Source organism: Methylobacterium jeotgali, from assembly GCF_022179345.1.
In the GTDB taxonomy this organism is placed as follows: Bacteria; Pseudomonadota; Alphaproteobacteria; order Rhizobiales; family Beijerinckiaceae; genus Methylobacterium; species Methylobacterium jeotgali.
The window spans coordinates 16,434-37,183 of sequence record NZ_BPQR01000033.1; the positions used below are offsets into that span (position 1 = coordinate 16,434).

Genomic DNA, 20,750 nt, shown 5'->3' on the forward strand with positions numbered 1-20,750 from the left:
TCCAACTCATTGCCGAAAATCGGCTTTTTCGGTTGAGGTCGGCGCCCGGCCTCCCTCAATCGGCTCCGGACCGTTCGTTCGGAGTCGCCGATGCCCCGCTCTTTCCTCACACCGCGGCTCGCCGCGCTCGCGCCCCTGCTCCTGTCCGGGACGGCCCTGTCGCAGCCGGCGGTCAACCTCGATACGATCGCCGTCGAGGGCAGCGCCGCAGCCCGCGGGCCCGCCACCGGCGCGCTCCCCTTGGATTCGTCGGCGACGAGCGGCGGGGGCGGCGGCCCGAGCGGGGTCGTCGGCTTCACGGCCAAGGCCAGCCCCACCGCGACGAAGACCAACACGCCGCTGATCGAGACGCCGCAATCGGTCACGGTCGTGACCCGTGAGCAGCTCGAGGCGCGCAACGTCCAGACGCTCAACGAGGCGCTCGCCTACGCGCCGGGCACCTCGACGGACGTGTTCGGCTTCGATCCGCGCTTCGACGCCTTCTACATCCGAGGCTTCGACGCGACCTATAACGGCGTCTTCCGCGACGGCCTGCGCCAGTCGGCGGTCGGCTTGGCGGTGCCGCGCATCGAGCCCTACGGCACGGAGGCGGTCACGATCCTGCGCGGGCCGGTCTCGGGGCTCTACGGCCTCGGCTCGCCCGGCGGCATCGTCGACGTCACGACCAAGCGGCCGGTCTTCACGCCGTTCGGAGAGATTCAGTTCCAGGCGGGCAACTTCGACCGCTTCCAGGGCAACTTCGATCTCGGCGGTCCGGTCGAGGGCTCGAACGGAACGCTCGCCTATCGCCTCACCGGCGTGGTGCGCCAGTCGGACACCTTCCTGCCCGGCGCCACGGACGACCGCATCAACATCGCGCCCGCCTTCACCTGGAAACCCTCGGCGGACACCACCTTCACCCTGCTCACCGAGTTCCAGAGGTCCCAGCTGCCGGGCACGGCGGCCTTCTACAACTTCTCCGGCTTCCGGGTGTCGCGGCTCTATTTCGGCGACGGGGCCTTCAACGCCTTCACGCAGAACCAGTACCGGATCGGCTACGCCTTCGAGCACCACTTCTCGCCGGACCTGATCTTCCGGCAGAACTTCCGCTACTACGGCGTCGACGGCGACTTCCCCTACGTGACGATCGACTCGATCACCGGGCTCACCGCGCAGCGCTCCACGGGCTTCTTCCGCGAAAGCCTGCAGTCGGTGGCCGTGGACACGCAGCTCGAGGCCCATATCGCGACCGGGCCCGTCGCCCACACCCTTCTCGGCGGCGTCGACTACCAGCGCTATACCTGGGACCGGCTCGGCGGCTTCGGCACCGCGCCCGACCTCGACCTCACCACCCTGAACTACGGGCGCCAGTTCATCGCTCGGCCCGCCTTCAGCCTCGCGGTCCATCAGGTGCAGGATCAGGTCGGCGTCTACCTGCAGGAGCAGGCGAAGTGGGACCGCTTCATCCTGACGCTGACCGGGCGGCACGACTGGGTCTCGCAGACCTCGGCGAGCGGCACGCCCGGCGCGCTCGGCACCCCGAGCACGCAGAACGACAGCGCGTTCACCGGCCGCGTCGGCCTCAACTACATCCTGGCGCCGGGCCTCGTGCCCTACGCGAGCTACGCCACGACCTTCACGCCGCAGGTCGGCGCCGACGTGACCGGGCGCCCCTTCAAGTCGGCGACCGGCGACCAGATCGAAGCCGGCGTGAAAGTTGCGGTGCCGGGCACCAACATCACCGCCGGCTTCGCGGGCTTCGACATCCGCCAGTCGAGCCTGCTGCGGCAGGATCCGGCGAGCCCCGCGAACCAAGTCGCGACGGGCTCGGTCAGCTCTCGGGGCTTCGAGGCGGAGATGATCGCCAATTTCGGGCCGGGCACCAACCTGACCCTCGCCTACACCCATCTCGACTTCCGCTTCGTGCGGCAGACCTCGCTGGTGACCGGCGGGCCGATCGACGGCAATGCGCTCTCCGGCCTGCCCGGCGACAGCTTCAAGGCCTTCGCGACCTACCTGTTCCCGACCTCGTCCTGGCTGAGCGGCCTGACGGTGGGCGGCGGCATCCGCTTCGCGGCCAACAGCTTCGCCGACGACGAGAACACGGTGCGCAACCCGACCGTGACCCTGTTCGACGCGATGATCGCCTACGACCTCGCCGTCCTCGATCCGCGCTACAAGGGTTTCCGCGCGCAGATCAACGCCTTCAACATTTTCGACCGGGACTACACCAACTGCCAGGCGGGCTTCTGCTACCGCGGCGCGCCGGCCACGGTGATCGGCAGCCTGACCTACCGCTGGTAGGGGGCATCGGAGGGGCCGCTCTCGCAGACGGCCCCTCCTGCATCGCCTCCGATGGCGCCTCAGCGCTTGGCTGCCTCCCGCTGGATGGGCACGGCGCGGGGCGCCGGCCCCGCGGTCCCCGCCGCCTTCCGCTTGCGGCGGCGGACCAGCATGTTGAGCACCTCGACGCCGGCCGAGAAGGCCATCGCCGTGTAGATGTAGCCCTTGGGCACGTGGGCGCCGAAGCCCTCGGCGATCAGCGTCATGCCGATCATGATCAGGAAGCCGAGCGCCAGCATCACCACGGTCGGGTTCGCCGCGATGAAGCGCGAGAGCGGCTCGGCGGCGAGCAGCATCACGGTGACGGCGGTCACGACCGCGATGACCATGACGGGGATGTGCTCGGTCATGCCGACGGCGGTGATGATGCTGTCGATGGAGAACACGAGGTCGAGGACGAGGATCTGCCCGATCGCCGCGGCGAAGCCGAGGGTGGCCCGGCCCGCTCCCTTCTCCTCGGGGGTAGGGTCGACGCTCTCGTGAATCTCCTTCGTCGCCTTCCAGAGCAGGAACAGGCCGCCGGCGATGAGGATCATGTCCCGCCAGGAGAAGCCCTTGCCGAGCACCTCGAAGACCGGCTCCGTCAGCCGCACGATGATCGCGACGGTTCCCAGCAGCGCCAGGCGCATGATGAGCGCGAGGCCGATGCCGATGCGGCGCGCCCGGGTCTGATGCTCGGGCGGCAGCTTGTTGGTGATGATCGAGATGAAGATCAGGTTGTCGATGCCGAGCACCACCTCCATCACCACGAGGGTGGCGAGCGCCACCCAGACGCTCGGATTGACGGCGAGTTCGAGAAGGTAGTCCACGGGTTGCGACCTCGTCGCTAGGAGGAAACGGAGACGGTGCCGGCCTCGGTACGCGACCGCGCGTCGCCGATCGGATGATGGGGCGGGTGTTTCCCGTGAAACATCTCCGCGCCCTAGAGGGGGTGAGGCGAGGGCACGCCCGGACGCTGCGAGCGTGGCGGAGCGACGATGCGCACCGCCTTCGGCATCACCTTGAAATGGGCGGGCGTCGAGGTGGTCAGCTCGCCGTCGGTGTTGACCGGGCGCGGGCGCTTGGTGCGCAGCACGATCTCGGTGGTGGAGAAGGCGCGCACGTCCTCGGAGCGGCCGTGCGTGCCGCGCCGGAGCGCCGGGAGCAGCGCGATGAGGCGCCACCAGTGGGCGACCTCGAGGCTGTAGAAATCGAGCTTGCCGTCGTCGACCGTGGCGTCGGCCTCCACGGTCATGCCGCCGCCGTAGTGGCGGCCGTTGCCGACCGAGACCTGGATCGTCGTCACCTTCTCCACCGTGCCGTCATGCTCGATGGTGACGGTGAAGGGGCGGACGCGGCGCAGCACACGGATCGCGGCGATGCCGTAGCCCAGCGTCCCCCACTTCTTCTTGGATTCCGCGGTGAGGTCTCCGGCGAGCTCGGCGGAGAAGCCGACGCTGGCGACGTTGAAGTAGTAATGTCCGTTCACCCAGCCCAGATCGACGGGCCGCGCCTCCTCGGAAGCCGCCAGCCGGGCGGCGGCCACGGGGTCGAGGGGGATGCCGAGGGAGCGGGCGAGGTCGTTTGCGGTGCCGAGCGGCAGGATGGCCAGCGGCAGCCCCGTCGCGACGAGCGCCGGGGCGGCGGCGTTCATGGTGCCGTCGCCGCCGCCGAGGATCACGAGCTCGGCGCGCCCCGCCTCCGCGGCGATCGCCTCGGCGCAGGGCGTGTCCGGGGCCGGCTCGACGAGGTCGAGGCCGCCCTCCGTCAGGGCCGCGCGGAGGGCGTCAGGGGGCGTCCCGCCGTTGCGCGCCTTCGGGTTGACGATGAGGAGCGCCCGTCGGCGCGCGCTGCCGGCGCTCATCGGGTCACGCAAGCGAGATCGAGCACGGTGTCATCCACGCCGGACGGGCCTTCCGGTGCGCGCGCCGCGTCAGCGCCGGGAACGGAAAACGTCCGACATCGCGGTCGACGCCTCGACCGCCAGAGGGGCCCGGACAGGCCGGGTCCGGAGTCGAACCCTGGCCGTGGGACAAGTGGGGGGCATGCCGCCGATCTCAAGCCCGACCTCGGGCGAAAACGGATCGAGGCGCCGCCCTGAGGATAGCGAGGGCAATAATGAGGGCATGGGGGACGGATCGGTCTCGCCGCCGGACCGCGGCCGTGCCGGCCTTGCCCGCCCGAGGCCCGCCGTGGCATGCCGGATTCCGGCGTGAGGCGTCGTCAGTCCGTTTGTGCCCGAGGGGAACCCTCGGGCCGGGCGGGGGCGTTGTCAGCCGTCTCGCGGACCGGCCGAGATGCCCCGGCCGGCCCGCCCTTCGCCCCGTCGGATGCCGAGCGGCTTTCGGCGCGGCGGACATCCTGGGCAGCGATCCGGTGGTCCCGTTGCGCGCCTCGCTTCCCCTCGCAATCGTCCTCATGATGTCGTCCGCCGCCTTCGCCCAGCCGGCGCCGGGCTGGGTCGACCCGCCGGCGAAATCCGCCAGGCCCGATCTCAAGCCCGAGACGAAGGCCGCGCCGGAGCCCGCTCCCCAGGCCGCCGCTCCGGCGCCGGAGGAGGAGGCCGCCGAGCCGCAGGTGCGCTCGCGCCCGACCCGCCGCGCCAGGACGGCGAGCCGTCCGTCCCGTCCCGCCCCTGAGGCCGCGGCGCAGCCGATGGCTTCGACGGCCCTTCCCGAGGGGCGCCTGGCCGAGAGCGGCGCCGCCGCGCAGGCCCTGGTGCTCGACTATCTGGAGAGCGTCTCGGCGCCCGGCGCGGTCATGCTCGGCACGGCGCCGCGCTACTACGCGCCCCAGGTGCGCTTCTACGGGCGCGTGACCGGCCTCCCGGCCCTCCTCGCCGAGAAGCGCCGCTTCGTGCAGCGCTGGCCGGAGCGCCGCTACCAGCCGCGGCCGGGGGCGACCCGCACCGCCTGCAGCGCCGCCCTCGGCCTCTGCCGCGTCGAGACCGTGATCGATTACCGCGCCGCCAATCCGGGCCGGGGCCTCGTCTCGCAGGGCGTGATGACGGCCGTGTTCGAGGTCGGCTTCCCGGGCGGGCGCCCGGTTATCGTATCCGAGACGGGTCGGGTCGTCGCCCGTGCGGGAGACGTCAGCTGAGCGAGGCGCAGAGGTCCGTCCCCGCGGTGCCGGAGACCGAGATCGAGCCCCGCCGCGAGCGGTTGCGGGGACTGATCGGCGCGGCCGTCGCGGCGCGCGGTCCTCAGCCCGTGGCACGGCGGACGCTCGAGCTTCTCGTCCGCTCGGGCGTGGCCCGGAGCGAGGCCGAGCCCGGCTACCGGATCGTCGACCGGGATGGAGCCGTGCGCACCCTGCCCGAGGCGGAGGGCGGGCCCGAGCGGCCGATGACCCTCGACGACCTCGTCGCCGAGCTGGCGGCGCGTCATCCGGCCCTGTTCCTGCCGCGGGTGGAAGCGCCCGCCGAGAACACGGCGCCGGCCGCGCCGGAGGCGCCGCCGCGGGGCGCCGAACTGCGCCGGGTCGCCGCCCGGTTCTTCGGGAGAAGGCCGGCACAGGACGCGGCGGCCTCCCCGGCCAAGCCCGGCGATGCGCCATCGGGTCCGGCGGCCGCTCCCGCCGCGAGCCCTCCGCCGCGCCCCGAACCCGCACTGGCTGAGACGGCCCCGGCCGCGCCCCCGATCCCCGAGCGGGCTGCGGAGCGCGCCGTGCCGGAGCGGCAGGCCGCGGGCCGGGCCGTCACCGCCCCGTTGAGCCTCCGCCTGGCCGAAGGTGCCCAGCGGGCCGCCCGCAAGACCGCGCGGCAGGCCGGCGAGGGCGCCGCCGCGCTTCGCGGCCTGGGATCGGGCGCGAGCCCTCGCACGCTTCTCGCGGCCTGCGGCGTCGGAGCCCTCGCCCTGGTCGGCGTGCTCGTCCTCGCCCTCCCGCAGCGGCCCGCGACGCAGGCGCCCGCTCCCGTCCCGGAAACGCCGAAGCCGGTCGCCGAGGCGACCCGCAACCCGCCTCCGGCCGGCGCCGAGCCTGCGCCACCGTCGACGGCGATCGTGCCGAGCCCACCTCCCGCGCCGATAGAGGAGAAGCCGCCGGCTCCCCCCGCTCCCGCGCCGGTTCCGGTGACGCCGCCCCCCGAGGACGTCGATCCGCCGCCGCCCGTCCCCGGCGACATCGTCGGCAGGCCGGAGGTGGTCGACACCGCGACGCTGCGCATCGGCGGCAAGCTCGTGCGCCTGTTCGGCGTCGAGTGGGTGCGCGGCGGCCAGGCGGCCGACCTCACCCGCTACCTCGCAGGCCGTTCCGTGAGCTGCCGTCGGGCACCGGGCAGCGAGACCTATCTCTGCGAGGTCGAGGGCCGCGACCTCTCCGAGGTGGTGCTGTTCAACGGCGGCGGCCGCGCCTCCTCCGAGGCGAGCCCGGAGCTGGTGGCCGCCGAGGACCACGCCCGCAGCGAGCGCCTCGGCGTCTGGAAGCGCTGAGCCGCAGCCTCCGGCATCAGCCGAAGGCGCCGACCTCGTGCTGGATCATCCCCGAGATCTCCCGCACCTGCGCGAACATCCGCCGGATCGGCTCGAACAGTCCCGTGTGCTCGGCCTCGTAGGTGCCGACGTCCCGCGGGCCCGCCGGCTCGCCGAAGTTGAGCCCCAGCGTCGGGTCGGGCGTCACCGGGAAGATGTCCTCGAGGAGCTGCAGGCAGCCCTCGATGTCGAGGCGCAGGAAGCGCTCGATCAGCGCCTCGCGGGTGATGCCCGATTGCGGCCGGAAGCCGGGGATGTGGACGGCCAGGAACCAGATCCGGTGGATCAGGGCGAGGCGGATGGCGTGGAGCAGCGTCAGCCGCGCCGACATCTTGCCGAGGTCGGGGGCGGCGGTGTGCAGGCTGAGCCAGTCCATGGTGAGCCGGCTGAACAGGCGCCGGAGCGAAGGCGCGAGGTTCAGCCGGTCGAGGGCGGCGGCGATCACCACGAGCTCGTCGCGCCGCGCGTCCCGCTGGGTGCGCCGCGCCCGGTCGAGCCACATCGCCGGATCGAGGCTGTCGATATAGGCGCGCAGCACGTCGAGATCGGCGACGCTCGCCGCGTGCTGCACGAGGCGGAAGGCGCGGGAGAAACGGGCCGAGTCCCGGCGCATCTCGCGGAACAGGTCCGGCGCCCGGCCGGCGGCCCGCCCGAGCCCGTGGAGCGAGTTCGCGAGGTAGCCGAGCTGGTGGAGGATGGCGTTGTTGGGGATCGCCCGCATCTGGCGCGGGTGGGTGATCATCGCCGGGCCGCCGGCATCGGTCTGGCGGGCGACGGGGCGCGAGCCGGTGCGGTCGATCAGGCTCGGGCCGAAGGTGCCGAGCAGCGCCGCGTAGCCGGGATCGTCGACGAGCGCCTGCATGTCCTGGCGCACGATCGTGAAGAACTCGGTGGCGAAGTCCGCCTCCCGGTAGATCGGGTCGTGGGCCTCGTCGGTTCCGGCCTCGTTCGAGAGGGCGTAGTCGGGGAAGGCGTCCTCCTCGGCCAGCTCGAAGGCGTAGACGTGCTCGGCAATGCGGGCGACCGCCGCCTCGGCGAGCGCCTGCGTGCCGAACAGGAGATAGCCGTCGGTGCCCTGGAAGCTCGATTCGAGGCGCACGCGGATGCCGGCCGCCCGCGCCCGCCCCCGCGCGTCCTCTGGGGCGAGGTAGGCCAGGCGGTCATGGAGCGAGGTCGGGTGCGCGCCCCGGCCGATCGATTCGCCGTGGGTGTCGAAGATCGCCAGCTCGACCTCGGAGAGGCCGTTCTGCACGAGAAGCTCGGTGAGGCGCAGCCGCAGCCGCTCGATCCAGAAGGTCGCGGCGAGCTGGCCGACGTAGCGGCCGGAATCCGAGTAGCCGAACTGCACGGTGAGCCGGCCGATCCGCTTCAGGTAGGCCCGCCAGTGAGGGTTGCGGAGCGCGTCGTCGAGGACGCGGATGCCCTGCTCCAGGGCGGAGGCGGTCTCGAAGAGCGGCGTGATCTCGATGCGGTCGGCGATGCCGTAGTGGCGGGCGAGCCAGAGGGCGGCGAGCAGGGTGTAGCCGGTCTCGGTCTCGGCGATGAGGAAGCGCACCGGGTGGGTGCCGTCGACGTGCTTGAGGATCTGGGTGATCGTCATCATCAGCCGGGCGGCCGAGGCGCGCTCGGCGGCCAGCGACCCGAAATCGACGGCGACCTCCTCGACGTCGTTGAGGAGCGCGTGGATGGTGGCGAGGTGCGAGCGGCGCTGGCCGGCGTCGGTCGGCTCGCCCTCGACGTCGATGACCCGGCGCACGGCGTTGTGGATCTGCGTGGCGTTGAGCCGGAAATGCGGCAGGGCGTTCGAGAGGCCGTGGGTGGCCACTCCCGCCCGCAGCACGGCGATGGCGCGCTTGTCCGCCTCGCTCTCAGCAGCGGTCAGCGCTGCGGCGAGGCCCGCGAGCAGCGCCCCGGCATCGGTCTGGGCGCGCTCGCGCTCGATGATGAGGGCGAGCGCGAAGCGGTGTACCGCTTCCAGAGACGGCTTGTCGCCGAGGCGCGGGGCCACGGCGAGCTGGCGGTTGACCGCGGCCAGCGCGTTCCCGGCGAGCCCTCGCACGACGCCCGTGGCGGGGATGTCGGGGAGCTGGCGCAGCACCCGGTCGAACTGCATCCGCTTCGATTCGAGCCGGTAGCGCAGGGTGTCCCACCAGCCGATGTCGGTGCGCCCGTCCGTGTCGCAGCCGACCCATGAGGCGATGGCGAAGGGGCGGGGCACGAGCTCGCCCCAGCGGTCCGGCCAGCGGGCACGGGCGGCGTCGAGGAGGGCGCCGTTGAAGGCGTCGAGGGCCTCGCGGCCGTTGTTGGCGGCGATGCAGGCCTGGTCGAACTCGTCGTCGAGGCGGATGTTCGCGTCGGGGCGCGTCGAGAGCCGGGCGGCCTCGCGGATGGCGGGCGCGCGCTCGGCCTCGCTGCCGCCGGAGGCCGCCTGCGCCAGGCGGCTCGCCACGGCGCGGGGCATGCCGAAGGTCGGATGGGCCGTGAACACCACCGCGAAGGCGGTGCGGGAGACGAGGTCGGCAAGCGATTCGAAGTCGCCGGACTTGCGCGGCACGCCGTCGACGAGGCGACCGGGGAGGGCGCGCACGTCCTCGCCCTCGTCGAGGCCGACATAGGCCCGCAGCCGCTCCGCCCGCTCGGCGAGCGCCCGCGCCCGCAGGCGCACGAAAAGGGCGTCGAGGTCGTCGGCGCCGATGCCGCCGCGATCGAGCTGCTTGGTGATCGCCAGGGTGACGGCGAGGACGGGGTTGCGGAACGGGTCCTCGCTCGACTGCTCCCGCGAGCTCTCGACGAGGCCGATGAGGCTGCGCTCCAGCGAGGCGACGGCATCCGTGCCGTCGAGTGCCGCGGCCTCCGGGCGGCGCGGCTCGGCCGGGCGGGAAGCCGGCAGGAGGCCCTCGCGGGGCGCGCTGGTCTCGTCCATGGGCGGGGTCCGGGTTCGAGAGGCGTTGGTCGACAGCCGACCAAAACGGGCGTCGCGCGACGGTGTCGCGTTCCTGGCTCTCGGACGCAAGGTCCGTTCCGGGCTTCTCCCGGCCGGTGCCGCTTGCGACGGGTGCAAGCGGGCGCCGCATCCTGTATCGGTCGGCGCGATGGAGATCGTGCTGATCCTGGCCGCGTTCGCGGCGATCGTCGTGGCGGGGGCGACGGTCGCGGCCATGGCCGCGCGCGGCCGCCGGCCGCCGATGCGGCTCGCCAACGACCTCGACGAGGGCGACGAGGCGCTGCTGCTCGGCGATGTCGGGCGGCCCCCGAGCCCCATCGACCGCTCCGCGGAGACCGCGCCGTCGCTGCGGGACGAGGCGGATCACGGGTTTCGCGGCGGGCAGGCCGGCATGACCATCGACCTGGAGGCGCAGCCTGCTCCCGATGCCGGGAGGCCGCGGGGCGCATGAGCCTGCCCCTGCGAGGCCATCGCGCCCCCCTGCCCGTCCTCGCTCTGACGGCGTTCCTCGCGGCGACGGGGAGCGCGATGGCGCAGGATGCCGGAACGGGCGCGCCCGCGGAGGAGGTGCCGGAGCTGCGCCTGAACACGCGGCCCGCGCCGCGCCCGAAGCCCCCTGCCCGGAAGCAGGCGCCGGCCGCGCAGGGCCCATCCTCCCAGGAGACCCCGGCGGCGGCGGAGACCGCACCGGCCGAGCCCGGCGAGGCGAAGCCGCCGGCCCGCAAGCCGAAGCCTGCCCCGAAGCCGGCCGCGAAGGCCGCGCCCGCACCGGCGCCCTCTCCCGGGCCCTCGGAGCCGGCCTCCGCACCGCCCGCGCCGACGCCGGCCGCCGTCTCGGCGCCCCCGCCCGCCGAGCCCCCCTCGGCCTGCGGCGCGCAGGCGGCGCTCTACGAGGGCGCCAAGAATTTCTCCGCCCACGTTACCCGGCTGGGCAGGATCGAGGTCGAGAACCCGCTGCGTCCCCTCACCCCGGACGTGACCCGCGTCCTCCAGGTCACGATCGGCGGCAAGTCCGCCACCGCCTTCGGGCCGGAGTTCGACGCCCTGCGCCGGGGACCGGCGCCGTCCGCCCTCGAGGCGCAGCTCGGCGGCTCCGTGCGCTGGGAGGCCGCGCTGCCTCTGCTGCCCCCGACACTAACCATTGTCTCGGAGGCCGGCGAGACGCTCGCCCGCCTGAGCTTCCGCGCCTGCACCGAGGCGCCCGCCGTGAAGGCGCCCCCGCCCGAGGCGGCCCGCAAGCCTGCCGCCCGGTCCGCCGGCAAGGGAGACGCGTCGAGGGGAGACGCATCGAAGGGGGATGTGCCGAAGGCCGAGGGATCGCGGAGCGAGCCCCGCAAGGCCGCCGCCCCGAAGGTGCCGCCGGGCTTCAGGCTTCCGCAAGGGGCCGTCGCCGAGTAGCCGGGCCAGCAGCCGAGAGGAGGACCCCATGCGAGAGGACCCCATGGCGATGTCGGGAACCGGTGGCGGCCCGAGCGCGGCCGAGGTGATCGCGCGGCTCGGCCTGCAGCCCCATCCGGAGGGTGGGCACTACCGCGAGACCTTCCGCGATCCGCGCGAGGTCGAGGGCCGCTCGGTCGGCAGCGCGATCTACTACCTGCTCGACGTCGGCGAGACCTCCCATTGGCACCGGGTCGACGCGGCCGAGATCTGGCATTGGCACGCCGGGGCGCCGCTGGTGCTCACGGTGAGCCCGAACGGGCACGACGCCTCCGCGCACCATCTCGGGCCCGATCTCGCCCGCGGCCAGCGGCCCCAGCTCGTGGTGCCCGCCGGACACTGGCAGACGGCGACGAGCCTCGGGGCCTGGACCCTCGTCGGCTGCACCGTCTCGCCGGCCTTCCGCTTCGAGGGCTTCGAGATGGCCCCGCCGGACTGGCGCCCGACCCCGCGCTAGAGGCGCGCCCGGAGGCCGCTCAGCGCTCGCTGTCGAGGTGGCTCATCTGAGCCGCCGCGTAGCGCTCGCCGGAGGCTGCGCCCTTCGGCACCGCCGCCTCGATCGTCGCGAGGTCGTCGGGCGTCAGCGACACGTCGAGGGCGCCGAGCGCCTCGGACAGGCGCTCCCGGGTGCGGGCGCCGATCACGGGCACGATGTCCCGCCCCTGCGCGGCCACCCAGGCGATGGCGAGCTGGACGACGCTCACGCCCCTGGCCTGCGCCACCCCGCGCAGCGTCTCGACGAGGGCGAGGTTGGCGTCGATGTTCCCCTCCTGGAAGCGCGGGCTCGCCGCGCGAAAGTCGCCGCCCTCCGTCCCGCGCGCCTTCGACCAGTGCCCGCTGATGAGCCCGCGGGAGAGGACCCCGTAGGCGGTCACCGCGATGCCGAGTTCGCGGCAGGTCTCGAGGATCGGCCCCTCAAGACCGCGGGAGATCAGCGAGTACTCGATCTGGAGGTCGGCGATCGGGTGGACGGCGGCGGCCCGGCGGATCGTCTCGGCGCCGACCTCGGAGAGGCCGATATGGCGCACGTAGCCGGCGGCCACGAGGTCGGCGCAGGCGCCGATCGTCTCCTCGATCGGCACGTTCGGGTCGAGGCGGGCTGGCCGGTAGATATCGATATGGTCGGTACCGAGCCGCTGGAGCGAGTAGGCGGCCGAGGTCTTCACCGCCGAAGGCCGGCCGTCGAAGCCGATCCAGGCGCCGTCCGGGGCCCGCTGCGCCCCGAACTTGACGCTGAGCCGCACCCGGTCGCGGCGCCCCTTCAGGCCCTCGGCGATCAGCAGCTCGTTGTGGCCCATGCCGTAGAAGTCGCCGGTGTCGAGGAGCGTGATGCCGGCCTCGATCGCCGCGTCGAGGGTCGCGAGGCTCTCCGCGCGGTCGGAGGGGCCGTACATGCCCGACATCCCCATGCATCCGAGGCCGAAGGCCGAGACCTGGGGGCCGGTGCGGCCGAGTTGCCTGTGCTCCATCGCGATTCTCCTGTGCCTTTCGATGGGCAGGCATATGCCGCCGGACGCGGCGTGCGATAAGCTGGTCTTTCACGCACGAGGCGTTCGGATTTCCGCACGATGCCCGATCCCGATCTCGGCGACCTCGACGCCTTCGTGGCGGTGGCCCGGGCCGGAAGCGTCCGGGGGGCGGCGCGCCTGAGGGGCGTCTCGCCCTCGAGCCTCAGCGAGGCCCTGCGCCGGCTCGAGACCCGGCTCGGGGTGCGCCTCCTCAACCGCACCACCCGCAGCCTGACGCCCACGGAGGCCGGCCGCCACCTCCTCGACCGGCTCGGGCCACTGGTCAGCGAGATCGCGCAGGCGGTCGACGCGGTGAACGGGTTTCGCGACAGCCCGCGCGGGACCCTGCGGATCAGCGCGCCGACCGTGGTGACGCGCCACATCCTGCCGGGGATCGCGATCCCCTTCCTCGCCGCGCATCCCGGCATCGTCCTCGAGGTCGAGGCCAACGACACCTTCATCGACGTGATCGCGGCGGGCTTCGATGCGGGCATCCGCTACGAGGAGCATCTCGCCCGCGACATGGTAGCGGTGCCGATCGGGCCGCGGGTGCAGCGCTTCGTGCTCGCCGCGAGCCCCGCCTACCTCGCCGGGCGCGGGGTGCCGGGCCATCCCCGCGACCTCCTCGGCCACGCCTGCATCCGCCACCGCTTCGCCAGCGGCGTCACGGCGCAGTGGGAGTTCGAGCGGGACGGCGAGACGATCCGGCTGGCGCCGACGGGGCCGCTGGTCGCGGGCTCGCCCGATCTCCAGGTGGCGGCGGCGGTCGCCGGGCTCGGCCTGGTGCGCAGCTTCGAGGAGTATCTGAGGGAGGCGCTCGCGGCCGGCGGCCTCGTGCCGGTCCTGGAGGCGTGGGCCCAGAGCTTCTCAGGGCCGTTCCTGTACTATCCGAGCCGGCGCCACACCCCGGCGCCGCTGCGGGCCTTCATCGACTTCGTGAAGGCCCGCAGCTGAGGGCGCTCAGGTGAAGTACTGGCCGCCGTTGATGGTCAGGGTCGAGCCGGTGACGAAGCCCGAATCCTCCGCCGCGAGGTACTCGACGGCGCGGGCGATCTCCTCGGCCTCGCCGAGGCGGCCGGTGGGGATCGTCGAGATGATCTTGTTGCGGATGTCCTCGGGCACCGCCATCACCATCTCGGTGGCGATGTAGCCCGGCGCCACCACGTTGACGGTGATGCCCTTCGAGGCGCTCTCCTGCGCCAGCGCCTTGGCGAAGCCGACGACGCCGGCCTTGGCCGCGGAGTAGTTGGTCTGCCCCGCCTGGCCCTTCTGGCCGTTGATCGACGAGATCAGGATGATGCGGCCGAAGCCGCGCTCGCGCATGCCCTCGATGACCGGGCGCGTCACCGTGAAGGCCGAGTCGAGGTTGGTGCGGATCACCGCCTGCCACTTCTCGAAGCTCATCTTGTGGAAGGCGCCGTCGCGGGTGATGCCGGCGTTGTTCACGAGGATGTCGACGGGGCCGAGCTCGGCCTCGATCGCCTTGATGCCGGCCTCGCAGCTCGCGTAGTCGCCGACGTCGAACTTGAAGACCGGGATGCCGGTCTCGGTCTTGAAGGCGTTGGCCGCCTCGTCGTTGCCGCCGTAGTTGGCGGCCACCTTGTAGCCCTTGGCCTTGAGGCCCTTGGAGATCGCGGCGCCGATGCCGCGCGTCCCGCCCGTGACCAGGGCGACGCGTTGCTGAGACATGGGTTTCCTCCGGTGTTCTTCGAGAACGGTTCTCGGGGGGCGAGCCGGATGCCCGTCGGGCTCCGGCCTCGTCCCCTCATTGCCGCGCACGGATGGCGTCCGCACGCGAAATCGCTTGGCCCCCGACTCAAGTCGAATTTGGCCGAGGGGCGGGGAGGTCCGCGCTCAGACGCGCTCGACGCACATGGCGACGCCCATGCCGCCGCCGATGCAGAGGGTCGCGAGACCCTTCTTGCCGTCGCGGCGCTTCAGCTCGTGGAGCAGCGTGACGAGGACGCGGGCGCCCGACGCCCCGATCGGGTGGCCGATGGCGATGGCGCCGCCGTTGACGTTCACCTTGTCGTCGTCCCAGCCCATGTCCTTGTTCACGGCGAGCGCCTGGGCGGCGAAGGCCTCGTTGGCCTCGATCAGGTCGAGGTCGGAGGGCTTCCAGCCGGCCTTGTCGAGAGCCTTGCGGGAGGCCGGGATCGGGCCGGTGCCCATCACCTTCGGGTCGACGCCGGCGGTGGCCCAGGAGACGATCTTCGCGAGCGGCTTGATGCCCCGGCGCTCGGCCTCGGAGGCCGACATCAGCACGATCGCCGCGGCGCCGTCGTTGAGGCCCGACGCGTTGCCCGCGGTCACGGTGCCGTCCTTCGAGAAGGCGGGCTTCAGCTTGGCCATCGCCTCCGCCGTGGCGCCGTCGCGGATGTACTCGTCGGTGTCGACGATGGTGTCGCCCTTCCGGCCCGGCACGGTGACGGGCACGATCTCCTCCTTGAAGCGGCCCTCCTTACGGGCGGCCTCGGCCTTGTTCTGGGAGCGGGCGGCGAAGGCGTCCTGCTGCTCGCGGGTGAGCTGGAAGGCCTGGGCCACGTTCTCGGCGGTGGTGCCCATGTGGTAGCCGTTGAAGGCGTCCCAGAGACCGTCCTTGATCATGGTGTCGACGAGCTTCACGTCGCCCATCTTCTGGCCGCCGCGCAGGTACTGGGCGTGGGGAGAGAGCGACATCGACTCCTGGCCGCCGGCCACGATCACCTTGGCGTCGCCGTTCTGGATCTGCTGCATGCCGACCGCGACGGTGCGCAGCCCCGAGCCGCAGACCTGGTTGAGGCCCCAGGCGGTGGCCTTCTCGGGGATGCCGGCGCCGATGGCGGCCTGGCGGGCCGGGTTCTGGCCGGCGCCCGCGGTGAGCACCTGACCGAAGATCACCTCGTCCACATCGTCTGGAGAGACGCCGGCGCGCTCCAGCGCCGCCTTGATCGCCACCTTGCCGAGCTCGTGGGCGGGCGTGCTGGCGAAGGCACCTCCGAACGAGCCGACGGCCGTGCGCGCCGCGCCGACGATCACGATGTCCTCCTGACCCGACACCTGAGCTGACATGAGACGTTCTCCTCTCGCGGCGGGCGCAGTTTCTTCCGCGCACTCTACTGCCGTCCGGGCGATGAAAGCGCTGCCTGGGCCCAAGTCAAGGAGTGTCGCCGCCCCGCCGGTGACGGAAAGCGTTTTGCGACGCAACGGATTGGCACTATTCTGCGTGGATGGGCGGTGCCGCAGTGTTTTCGCGGCGCTGCGAAAGCTCTAACATTCCGGTCCGGGGCTTTCCGCGCGAGACGGTTCCCGAGGGACGACGCCCGACATGACCGCACTGCGAGAGGCCCCGAAGATGGCGGACAACAAGGCCCAGCAGACGGTCATCAAGAAGTACGCCAACCGGCGCCTCTATCACACCGGCACCTCGACCTACGTGACGCTGGAGGACCTCGCGACCATGGTCCAGGGCGGCGAGGACTTCGTCGTCTACGATGCGCGCTCGGGCGACGACATCACCCGCTCGGTGCTCGCGCAGATCATCTTCGAGCAGGAGAACAAGGCCGGTGAGGACAACCTCCTGCCCGTCGCCTTCCTGCGCCAGCTCATCCGCTTCTACGGCGACTCGATGCGCACCATGGTGCCGAGCTTCCTCGAGTTCTCGGTGGCGAACTTCGCCCGCGATCAGGACGGCCTGCGCGAGAAGCTCTCGCAGAGCTTCGGGCCGCAGGCGTTCCAGCACGCCATCGAGCAGCAGGTGCGGGCCAACATGAGCTTCTTCGGCGACGCCATGAAGATGTTCACGGCCTTCCCCGGCGGCGTCGCGCCCGGCGCGTCCCAGCCCGCCGCGGCCCCGGCCCCGGGCAGCGACCTCGACGATCTCAAGCGCCAGATGGCCGAGATGCAGCAGCGCCTGGAGGCGCTGGCGCGCAAGTAGGCCGCGGGAATCCGCGCCGCCCGCCGCGCACGTCACACAAAGGTTGACGAACCCTTAACGCCGGCCCCACGTTTGCGCCTCGCACCGCATGAGGCGGTCGGGCATGGGGCCGATGGAGCGATCCGGCACGGAATCGGTGGAAGAGAGCGGGCGGGCGTCCTCGAACGGGACCCGCGCGCTGACCCTCGTCGCCGGCGGCGCACGGCAGGAAGCCCCCGCGCCGGCCCCGCGGGCGCGGCCGATGGCCGGCTTCGTCACGCAGCTGATGGTGGGGCGGGACCCGACGCTCCAGACCTCGCGGCCCGCGCGCACGCGCTCGGCCGCTGCGCTCTACGCGCAGGCCGCCAAGCTTCTCGCCTGATCCGAAGGTAAAGGGGTCCGGGCTGCCGCGCCATCATCGGGCGCGAACCCGCCGATCCGGCCGAAGGGGACGCGCCCCGCCCGAATCGGACGATCGGAGCGCTGCCCGAAAGGCTTACGCCTCGGCGGACTTCACCTTGAGGACCTGACGGCCCCGGTACATGCCGGTCTTGAGGTCGATGTGGTGGGGGCGGCGCAGCTCGCCGGAGTCCTTGTCCTCCACGTAGGTCGGCGCCTTGAGGGCGTCGGCCGATCGGCGCATGCCGCGGCGGGAGGGAGAGGTCTTTCGCTTCGGAACGGCCATGGCGGGATCCTGTAGGTGCGGGACGGCAAAAGGGCGCCGGGCGGACCCCGCCTCCTCGGAGGGGACGCCTCGGCACCGCTTGCGGACCGGATTCGAGGCGGCGCTTATAGCGGCGGCGGGGGCGTCTGGCTAGAGCGTCGGGAAAGCGGGGACGTCTCGGGTCTCGGTGGTTCGGGCCGTCTCAGTAGACCTGCCAGTATTTCGGGGCCCGCTTGGAACGTGGCGGCTTCGCCGGGCCTGTCGCGATGTCCATGTCGCCCATGCGGCGAAGCTCCTGCCGCGCCAAGGACTCCACCCGGTCCCCGTCCCCCTCGACGGCGATCCAGATCGACCAGCCGGTGCGATCCGTCTCGTTGTCGCGAACCGTCAGGCACACCCGTGCGCGCGGGCGCCCGTCCGCGTGGAAGGTTCGCTCGACGGCGCTGGTGATCACTTCGTGCGGCGCGGCGCGACCCATCTGTCCGACCCTCCGGCACCATCGAGAGTGCCGATCCTTCAATTTGGAATCTGGTATACCAGAAGCTGAGCCGAACTTCATCCGAAATGCGCCCGGCGCCCGTGCCCTTCTCCGACGGCTCGACGAGGGGCACCCGATGAAAGCACGTCCGCGACCCAAGCTTTCATCCGCCTGAGCGAAGCATTAAGCCGCGGTTCAAGTGGCGAGACCCAGTCTGCCTCCGTCGGCCCCGCTGCATTCGCGGGGTCCTCGGGAGACGACAGCCCATGACGACTCGCAAGCCCTGGCTCCGCACCCTCGCGGTTCTCGCCTGCCTCGCCGCCGCGCCGGCCCTGGCGCAGACGCCGAGCCCCTCCGCCCCGACCAAGCCCGCGGCGCCCCCGCCGACCGCCCCCGCGAGCCCGAGCGCGCCCGTCGCCGGCTCCCCGAACGCCGCCAAGGGGACGCTCCTCGACATCAACAGCGCCAGCAAGGAGGAGCTCGACGCGCTCCCCGGCATCGGCGCCGCCCGCTCCGAGGCGATCATCAAGGGCCGCCCCTACAAGGGCAAGGACGACCTCCTGCACAAGAAGGTCATCCCGCAGAACGTCTATGACGGCATCAAGGACAAGATCATCGCCAAGCAGAAGTGATCCGATGATGCGGAGGCGGCCGGTCACCGGCCGTCTCCGCCGCTTGCCGCTGCGCTGGCGCGGGTGCTAGGCGCGGGGAGCCCTCACGAGTTCCCCCGACATGCCCGCACCCGCCATCCGCCTCCACAGGGGCGACCTGCCCGCCGACTACGCGCCGGGCCCCGCGATCGCCGTCGACACCGAGACGCTCGGCCTCAACCCCCTGCGCGACCGTCTCTGCGTCGTGCAGATCTCGCGAGGAGACGGCGAGGCCGACCTCGTGCAGATCCTGCCCGGCACCGAGGCGCCGAACCTGGTCCGCGTCCTTGCCGACCCGGATGTCCAGAAAATCTTCCACTTCGCCCGCTTCGACGTGGCGGTGCTGTTCCACCGCTTCGGGGTGATGACGGCCCCGGTCTACTGCACCAAGATCGCCTCGAAGCTCGCCCGCACCTACACCGACCGGCACGGGCTCAAGGACGTGGTCCGCGAGCTCGTCGGCGCCGATCTCTCGAAGCAGCAGCAATCCTCGGACTGGGGCGCCGAGACCCTGACCCAGGCGCAGCTCGACTACGCGGCCTCCGACGTGCTCCATCTCCACGCCGCCCGCGACCGGCTCGACGCCATGCTGGCGCGCGAAGGCCGGAGCGAGATCGCGCAGAGCTGCTTCGCGTTCCTGCCGACCCGCGCCCGGCTCGACCTCGGCGGCTGGGCCGAGACCGACATTTTCGCGCACTCCTGAGGGCGCGCTCAGGGAGCCGACCTGCGCACTGCGCCACGGCCGCATCGATGCGGCCGGTGGTTGAAGAATCCGAAACGCTCAGGCCATAACTTCGCCACCGGAGCCGGGCATTCCCGCGCTCCGGCATCGGCCCGTCAGGGGCCGGCCATCGGTTCCGGTCGTGCGGCGGGGGGCGCGGACCGGCTTCTCGGGAATGTCATGCAGGTGCTCGAGGCCGTCGAGACAGGGATGCCGACGGGCGTGGCCGACGCCCGCCGCCGGAAGGCCCACGCCCGCGCGCGCGGCCACAGCAGCCGTGTCCGGCGCCTGCGCCTGATCCTGCCGGTGCTCGCCGGCGGCGCCGTGCTGGCGCTTGCGGGCGCCCTGTTCAATCCCTTCCGCGCCAGCCTTCCGAACGTCGAGCTCGGGCCGGTCACCCTCTCCGGCACCAAGGTGCGCATGGAGAACCCGCGCCTCTCCGGCTTCAAGAAGGGCGAGCGCGGCTACGAGGTGACGGCGAACGCCGCCCTTCAGGACATGCGCAAGCCGAGCCTCGTCGAGCTCGAGACCATGCGCGGCCACATCGCCACCGACGAGAAGGGCGGCATCGCCCGCCTGGAGGCGGCCGGCGGCCTGTTCGACACGAGCCGCGAAGCCCTCGACCTGCACAAGGACATCCGCCTCTGGACCGACAAGGGCGAGGAGGCGCGGCTGAAATCGGCCTCGGTCGACTTCAAGGCCGGCACCATCCGCTCGCAGGAGAGCGTCACCGTCACGGTGCCGAGCGGCTCGGTCGTCGGCGACACCCTCGACGTGGTCGACAACGGCCGGGTGATCTCCTTCGTCGGAAACGTCCACGCGGTGTTCCACGGCGAGCCCAAGGGCACGCAGAAGGCGGCGCCCGAGAAGGTCGCGGAGACGCCCCGCGTCCTCACCTCCTCCGCCGAGCCGTCGGACGGTCGCCCGTGAGCCTGCGCCTGCCCCTCGCCCTCGCCGCCGCGCTCCTCTGCGCCGCCCCGGCGCTCGCCGAGAAGCCGGCCGCGCCGGCGGCCAAGAAGGACGCCGGCCTCGGCGCGTTCGGCGGCGGCGGCAAGGAGCCGATCAAGATCGACGCCGACCGCCTCGACGTGTTCGACCGCGAGAACAAGGCGGTGTTCGCCGGCAACGTCGTCGCCGTGCAGGGCGACAGCACCATCCGCTGCTCGACCATGACCGTGCACTACAAGCGCGGCAAGGAGGGCAAGGAGGCGGCCAAGGACCCCAAGCCCGAGACCGACACCGCAGGCGGCGCCGCCGCCATGGGCGAGAACGGTATCCAGAAGGTCGAGTGCGCCGGCCCCGTGACCGTCGTGCAGAAGGACCAGGTCGCCACCGGCGACAACGCCGTGTTCGACCAGGCGGCCAAGCGCATCGTGCTCACCGGCAACGTCGTGCTCAGCCAGTGCCAGAACGTCACCCGCGGCTCGCGCCTCGTCTACGACATGACCACCGGCCGGGCGAACATGGATCCGGTGGCGGGCGGGCGCGTCTCGGCCCTGTTCGTGCCCGGCGAGAAGGGCGACAAGCCCGGTGCCGGCAAGGGCTGCCCGCCGCCGCCGACCGCGGCCAAGAAGGACACCAAGCCCGCCGAGAAGCCCGGAGAGGGCGCCGCCGCCCGGGCGCAGGCGAACTAGGTTGACCGCTGCCGTGCCGATCTCTCGCCGGTCCGGCGCGCCGGACGGC

21 protein-coding genes are annotated in these 20,750 nt (G+C 72.4%); 13 read left to right on the plus strand and 8 right to left on the minus strand.

Annotated features, from left to right (window positions below):
• Window positions 1-90 precede the first annotated feature (90 nt).
• Window positions 91-2,283, plus strand: coding sequence for a TonB-dependent siderophore receptor (locus MFF04_RS10185; protein WP_238275554.1), 2,193 nt, complete (start codon window positions 91-93; stop codon window positions 2,281-2,283).
• 59 nt (window positions 2,284-2,342) lie between these two features.
• On the opposite strand, the gene MFF04_RS10190 is transcribed toward MFF04_RS10185, so the two are convergent.
• Both MFF04_RS10190 and MFF04_RS10195 read right to left on the minus strand, forming a co-directional pair.
• Window positions 2,343-3,131, minus strand: a complete 789-nt coding sequence (locus MFF04_RS10190; protein ID WP_238275555.1) for a TerC family protein — start codon at window positions 3,129-3,131, stop codon at window positions 2,343-2,345.
• A gap of 113 nt (window positions 3,132-3,244) precedes the next feature.
• Window positions 3,245-4,165 carry a lipid kinase gene (locus MFF04_RS10195; RefSeq protein ID WP_238275556.1) on the minus strand — a complete coding sequence of 307 codons (921 nt, stop codon included), beginning with the start codon at window positions 4,163-4,165 and terminating at the stop codon, window positions 3,245-3,247.
• 554 nt (window positions 4,166-4,719) lie between these two features.
• On the opposite strand from MFF04_RS10195, the gene MFF04_RS10200 reads away from it, so the two are divergent.
• Together MFF04_RS10200 and MFF04_RS21930 are read left to right on the plus strand one after the other, a co-directional pair.
• Window positions 4,720-5,400, plus strand: coding sequence for a hypothetical protein (locus MFF04_RS10200; RefSeq protein WP_238275557.1), 681 nt, complete (start codon window positions 4,720-4,722; stop codon window positions 5,398-5,400).
• Between the two features lie 26 nt (window positions 5,401-5,426).
• Window positions 5,427-6,731: a hypothetical protein gene (locus MFF04_RS21930; protein WP_283206359.1), complete on the plus strand. Its 1,305-nt coding sequence runs from the start codon at window positions 5,427-5,429 to the stop codon at window positions 6,729-6,731.
• A gap of 16 nt (window positions 6,732-6,747) precedes the next feature.
• On the opposite strand, the gene MFF04_RS10210 is transcribed toward MFF04_RS21930, so the two are convergent.
• A complete protein-coding gene (locus tag MFF04_RS10210; protein ID WP_238275558.1) occupies window positions 6,748-9,693 on the minus strand; it encodes a phosphoenolpyruvate carboxylase in 2,946 nt (981 codons plus the stop codon).
• Between the two features lie 169 nt (window positions 9,694-9,862).
• On the opposite strand from MFF04_RS10210, the gene MFF04_RS10215 reads away from it, so the two are divergent.
• Genes MFF04_RS10215 through MFF04_RS10225 form a run of 3 tightly spaced genes read left to right on the plus strand, consistent with a single transcriptional unit; the run spans window position 9,863 to window position 11,608 of the window.
• Window positions 9,863-10,165, plus strand: a complete 303-nt coding sequence (locus MFF04_RS10215; protein WP_238275560.1) for a hypothetical protein — start codon at window positions 9,863-9,865, stop codon at window positions 10,163-10,165.
• The gene (locus tag MFF04_RS10220; protein WP_238275561.1) at window positions 10,162-11,112 is read left to right on the plus strand and encodes a hypothetical protein; all 951 of its coding nucleotides are present in this window, start codon (window positions 10,162-10,164) and stop codon (window positions 11,110-11,112) included. Before MFF04_RS10215 ends, MFF04_RS10220 begins: the two co-directional genes overlap by 4 nt.
• A gap of 28 nt (window positions 11,113-11,140) precedes the next feature.
• A complete protein-coding gene (locus tag MFF04_RS10225) occupies window positions 11,141-11,608 on the plus strand; it encodes a cupin domain-containing protein (RefSeq protein ID WP_238275562.1) in 468 nt (155 codons plus the stop codon).
• Window positions 11,609-11,627: 19 nt separating this feature from the next.
• Here MFF04_RS10225 and MFF04_RS10230 read toward each other — a convergent pair whose 3' ends face one another.
• Window positions 11,628-12,620: an aldo/keto reductase gene (locus MFF04_RS10230; RefSeq protein WP_238275563.1), complete on the minus strand. Its 993-nt coding sequence runs from the start codon at window positions 12,618-12,620 to the stop codon at window positions 11,628-11,630.
• A gap of 99 nt (window positions 12,621-12,719) precedes the next feature.
• On the opposite strand from MFF04_RS10230, the gene MFF04_RS10235 reads away from it, so the two are divergent.
• Window positions 12,720-13,613, plus strand: coding sequence for a LysR family transcriptional regulator (locus tag MFF04_RS10235; RefSeq protein ID WP_238275564.1), 894 nt, complete (start codon window positions 12,720-12,722; stop codon window positions 13,611-13,613).
• 6 nt (window positions 13,614-13,619) lie between these two features.
• Here the strand turns inward: MFF04_RS10235 and phbB are convergent, their stop codons facing one another.
• Both phbB and MFF04_RS10245 read right to left on the minus strand, forming a co-directional pair.
• The gene (phbB, locus tag MFF04_RS10240; RefSeq protein ID WP_238275565.1) at window positions 13,620-14,348 is read right to left on the minus strand and encodes an acetoacetyl-CoA reductase; all 729 of its coding nucleotides are present in this window, start codon (window positions 14,346-14,348) and stop codon (window positions 13,620-13,622) included.
• A gap of 165 nt (window positions 14,349-14,513) precedes the next feature.
• Window positions 14,514-15,698, minus strand: a complete 1,185-nt coding sequence (locus MFF04_RS10245; protein ID WP_283206360.1) for an acetyl-CoA C-acetyltransferase — start codon at window positions 15,696-15,698, stop codon at window positions 14,514-14,516.
• A gap of 295 nt (window positions 15,699-15,993) precedes the next feature.
• Here MFF04_RS10245 and phaR point away from each other — a divergent pair, with 295 nt between their 5' ends.
• A complete protein-coding gene (gene phaR, locus MFF04_RS10250; RefSeq protein ID WP_238275583.1) occupies window positions 15,994-16,575 on the plus strand; it encodes a polyhydroxyalkanoate synthesis repressor PhaR in 582 nt (193 codons plus the stop codon).
• A 112-nt stretch (window positions 16,576-16,687) separates the two neighbouring features.
• Window positions 16,688-16,936 (plus strand): hypothetical protein, encoded by a 249-nt coding sequence (locus MFF04_RS10255; RefSeq protein ID WP_164050974.1) that lies wholly within the window; start codon window positions 16,688-16,690, stop codon window positions 16,934-16,936.
• Between the two features lie 114 nt (window positions 16,937-17,050).
• Here the strand turns inward: MFF04_RS10255 and rpmF are convergent, their stop codons facing one another.
• Both rpmF and MFF04_RS10265 read right to left on the minus strand, forming a co-directional pair.
• The gene (gene rpmF, locus MFF04_RS10260) at window positions 17,051-17,239 is read right to left on the minus strand and encodes a 50S ribosomal protein L32 (RefSeq protein ID WP_003601373.1); all 189 of its coding nucleotides are present in this window, start codon (window positions 17,237-17,239) and stop codon (window positions 17,051-17,053) included.
• A gap of 181 nt (window positions 17,240-17,420) precedes the next feature.
• A complete protein-coding gene (locus MFF04_RS10265) occupies window positions 17,421-17,696 on the minus strand; it encodes a hypothetical protein (protein ID WP_238275567.1) in 276 nt (91 codons plus the stop codon).
• A 266-nt stretch (window positions 17,697-17,962) separates the two neighbouring features.
• On the opposite strand from MFF04_RS10265, the gene MFF04_RS10270 reads away from it, so the two are divergent.
• From MFF04_RS10270 to MFF04_RS10285, 4 genes are all read left to right on the plus strand, one after another.
• Window positions 17,963-18,328 (plus strand): ComEA family DNA-binding protein, encoded by a 366-nt coding sequence (locus tag MFF04_RS10270; RefSeq protein ID WP_238275569.1) that lies wholly within the window; start codon window positions 17,963-17,965, stop codon window positions 18,326-18,328.
• A gap of 100 nt (window positions 18,329-18,428) precedes the next feature.
• Window positions 18,429-19,049 carry a ribonuclease D gene (locus MFF04_RS10275; RefSeq protein ID WP_238275571.1) on the plus strand — a complete coding sequence of 207 codons (621 nt, stop codon included), beginning with the start codon at window positions 18,429-18,431 and terminating at the stop codon, window positions 19,047-19,049.
• Window positions 19,050-19,247: 198 nt separating this feature from the next.
• Window positions 19,248-19,997, plus strand: coding sequence for a lipopolysaccharide-assembly, LptC-related protein (locus MFF04_RS10280; protein ID WP_238275573.1), 750 nt, complete (start codon window positions 19,248-19,250; stop codon window positions 19,995-19,997).
• Entirely contained in the window at window positions 19,994-20,701 is a 708-nt protein-coding gene (locus MFF04_RS10285) for an LptA/OstA family protein (protein WP_238275574.1), read from the plus strand. The genes MFF04_RS10280 and MFF04_RS10285 overlap by 4 nt, the downstream gene beginning before the upstream one ends.
• Window positions 20,702-20,750: the final 49 nt, after the last annotated feature.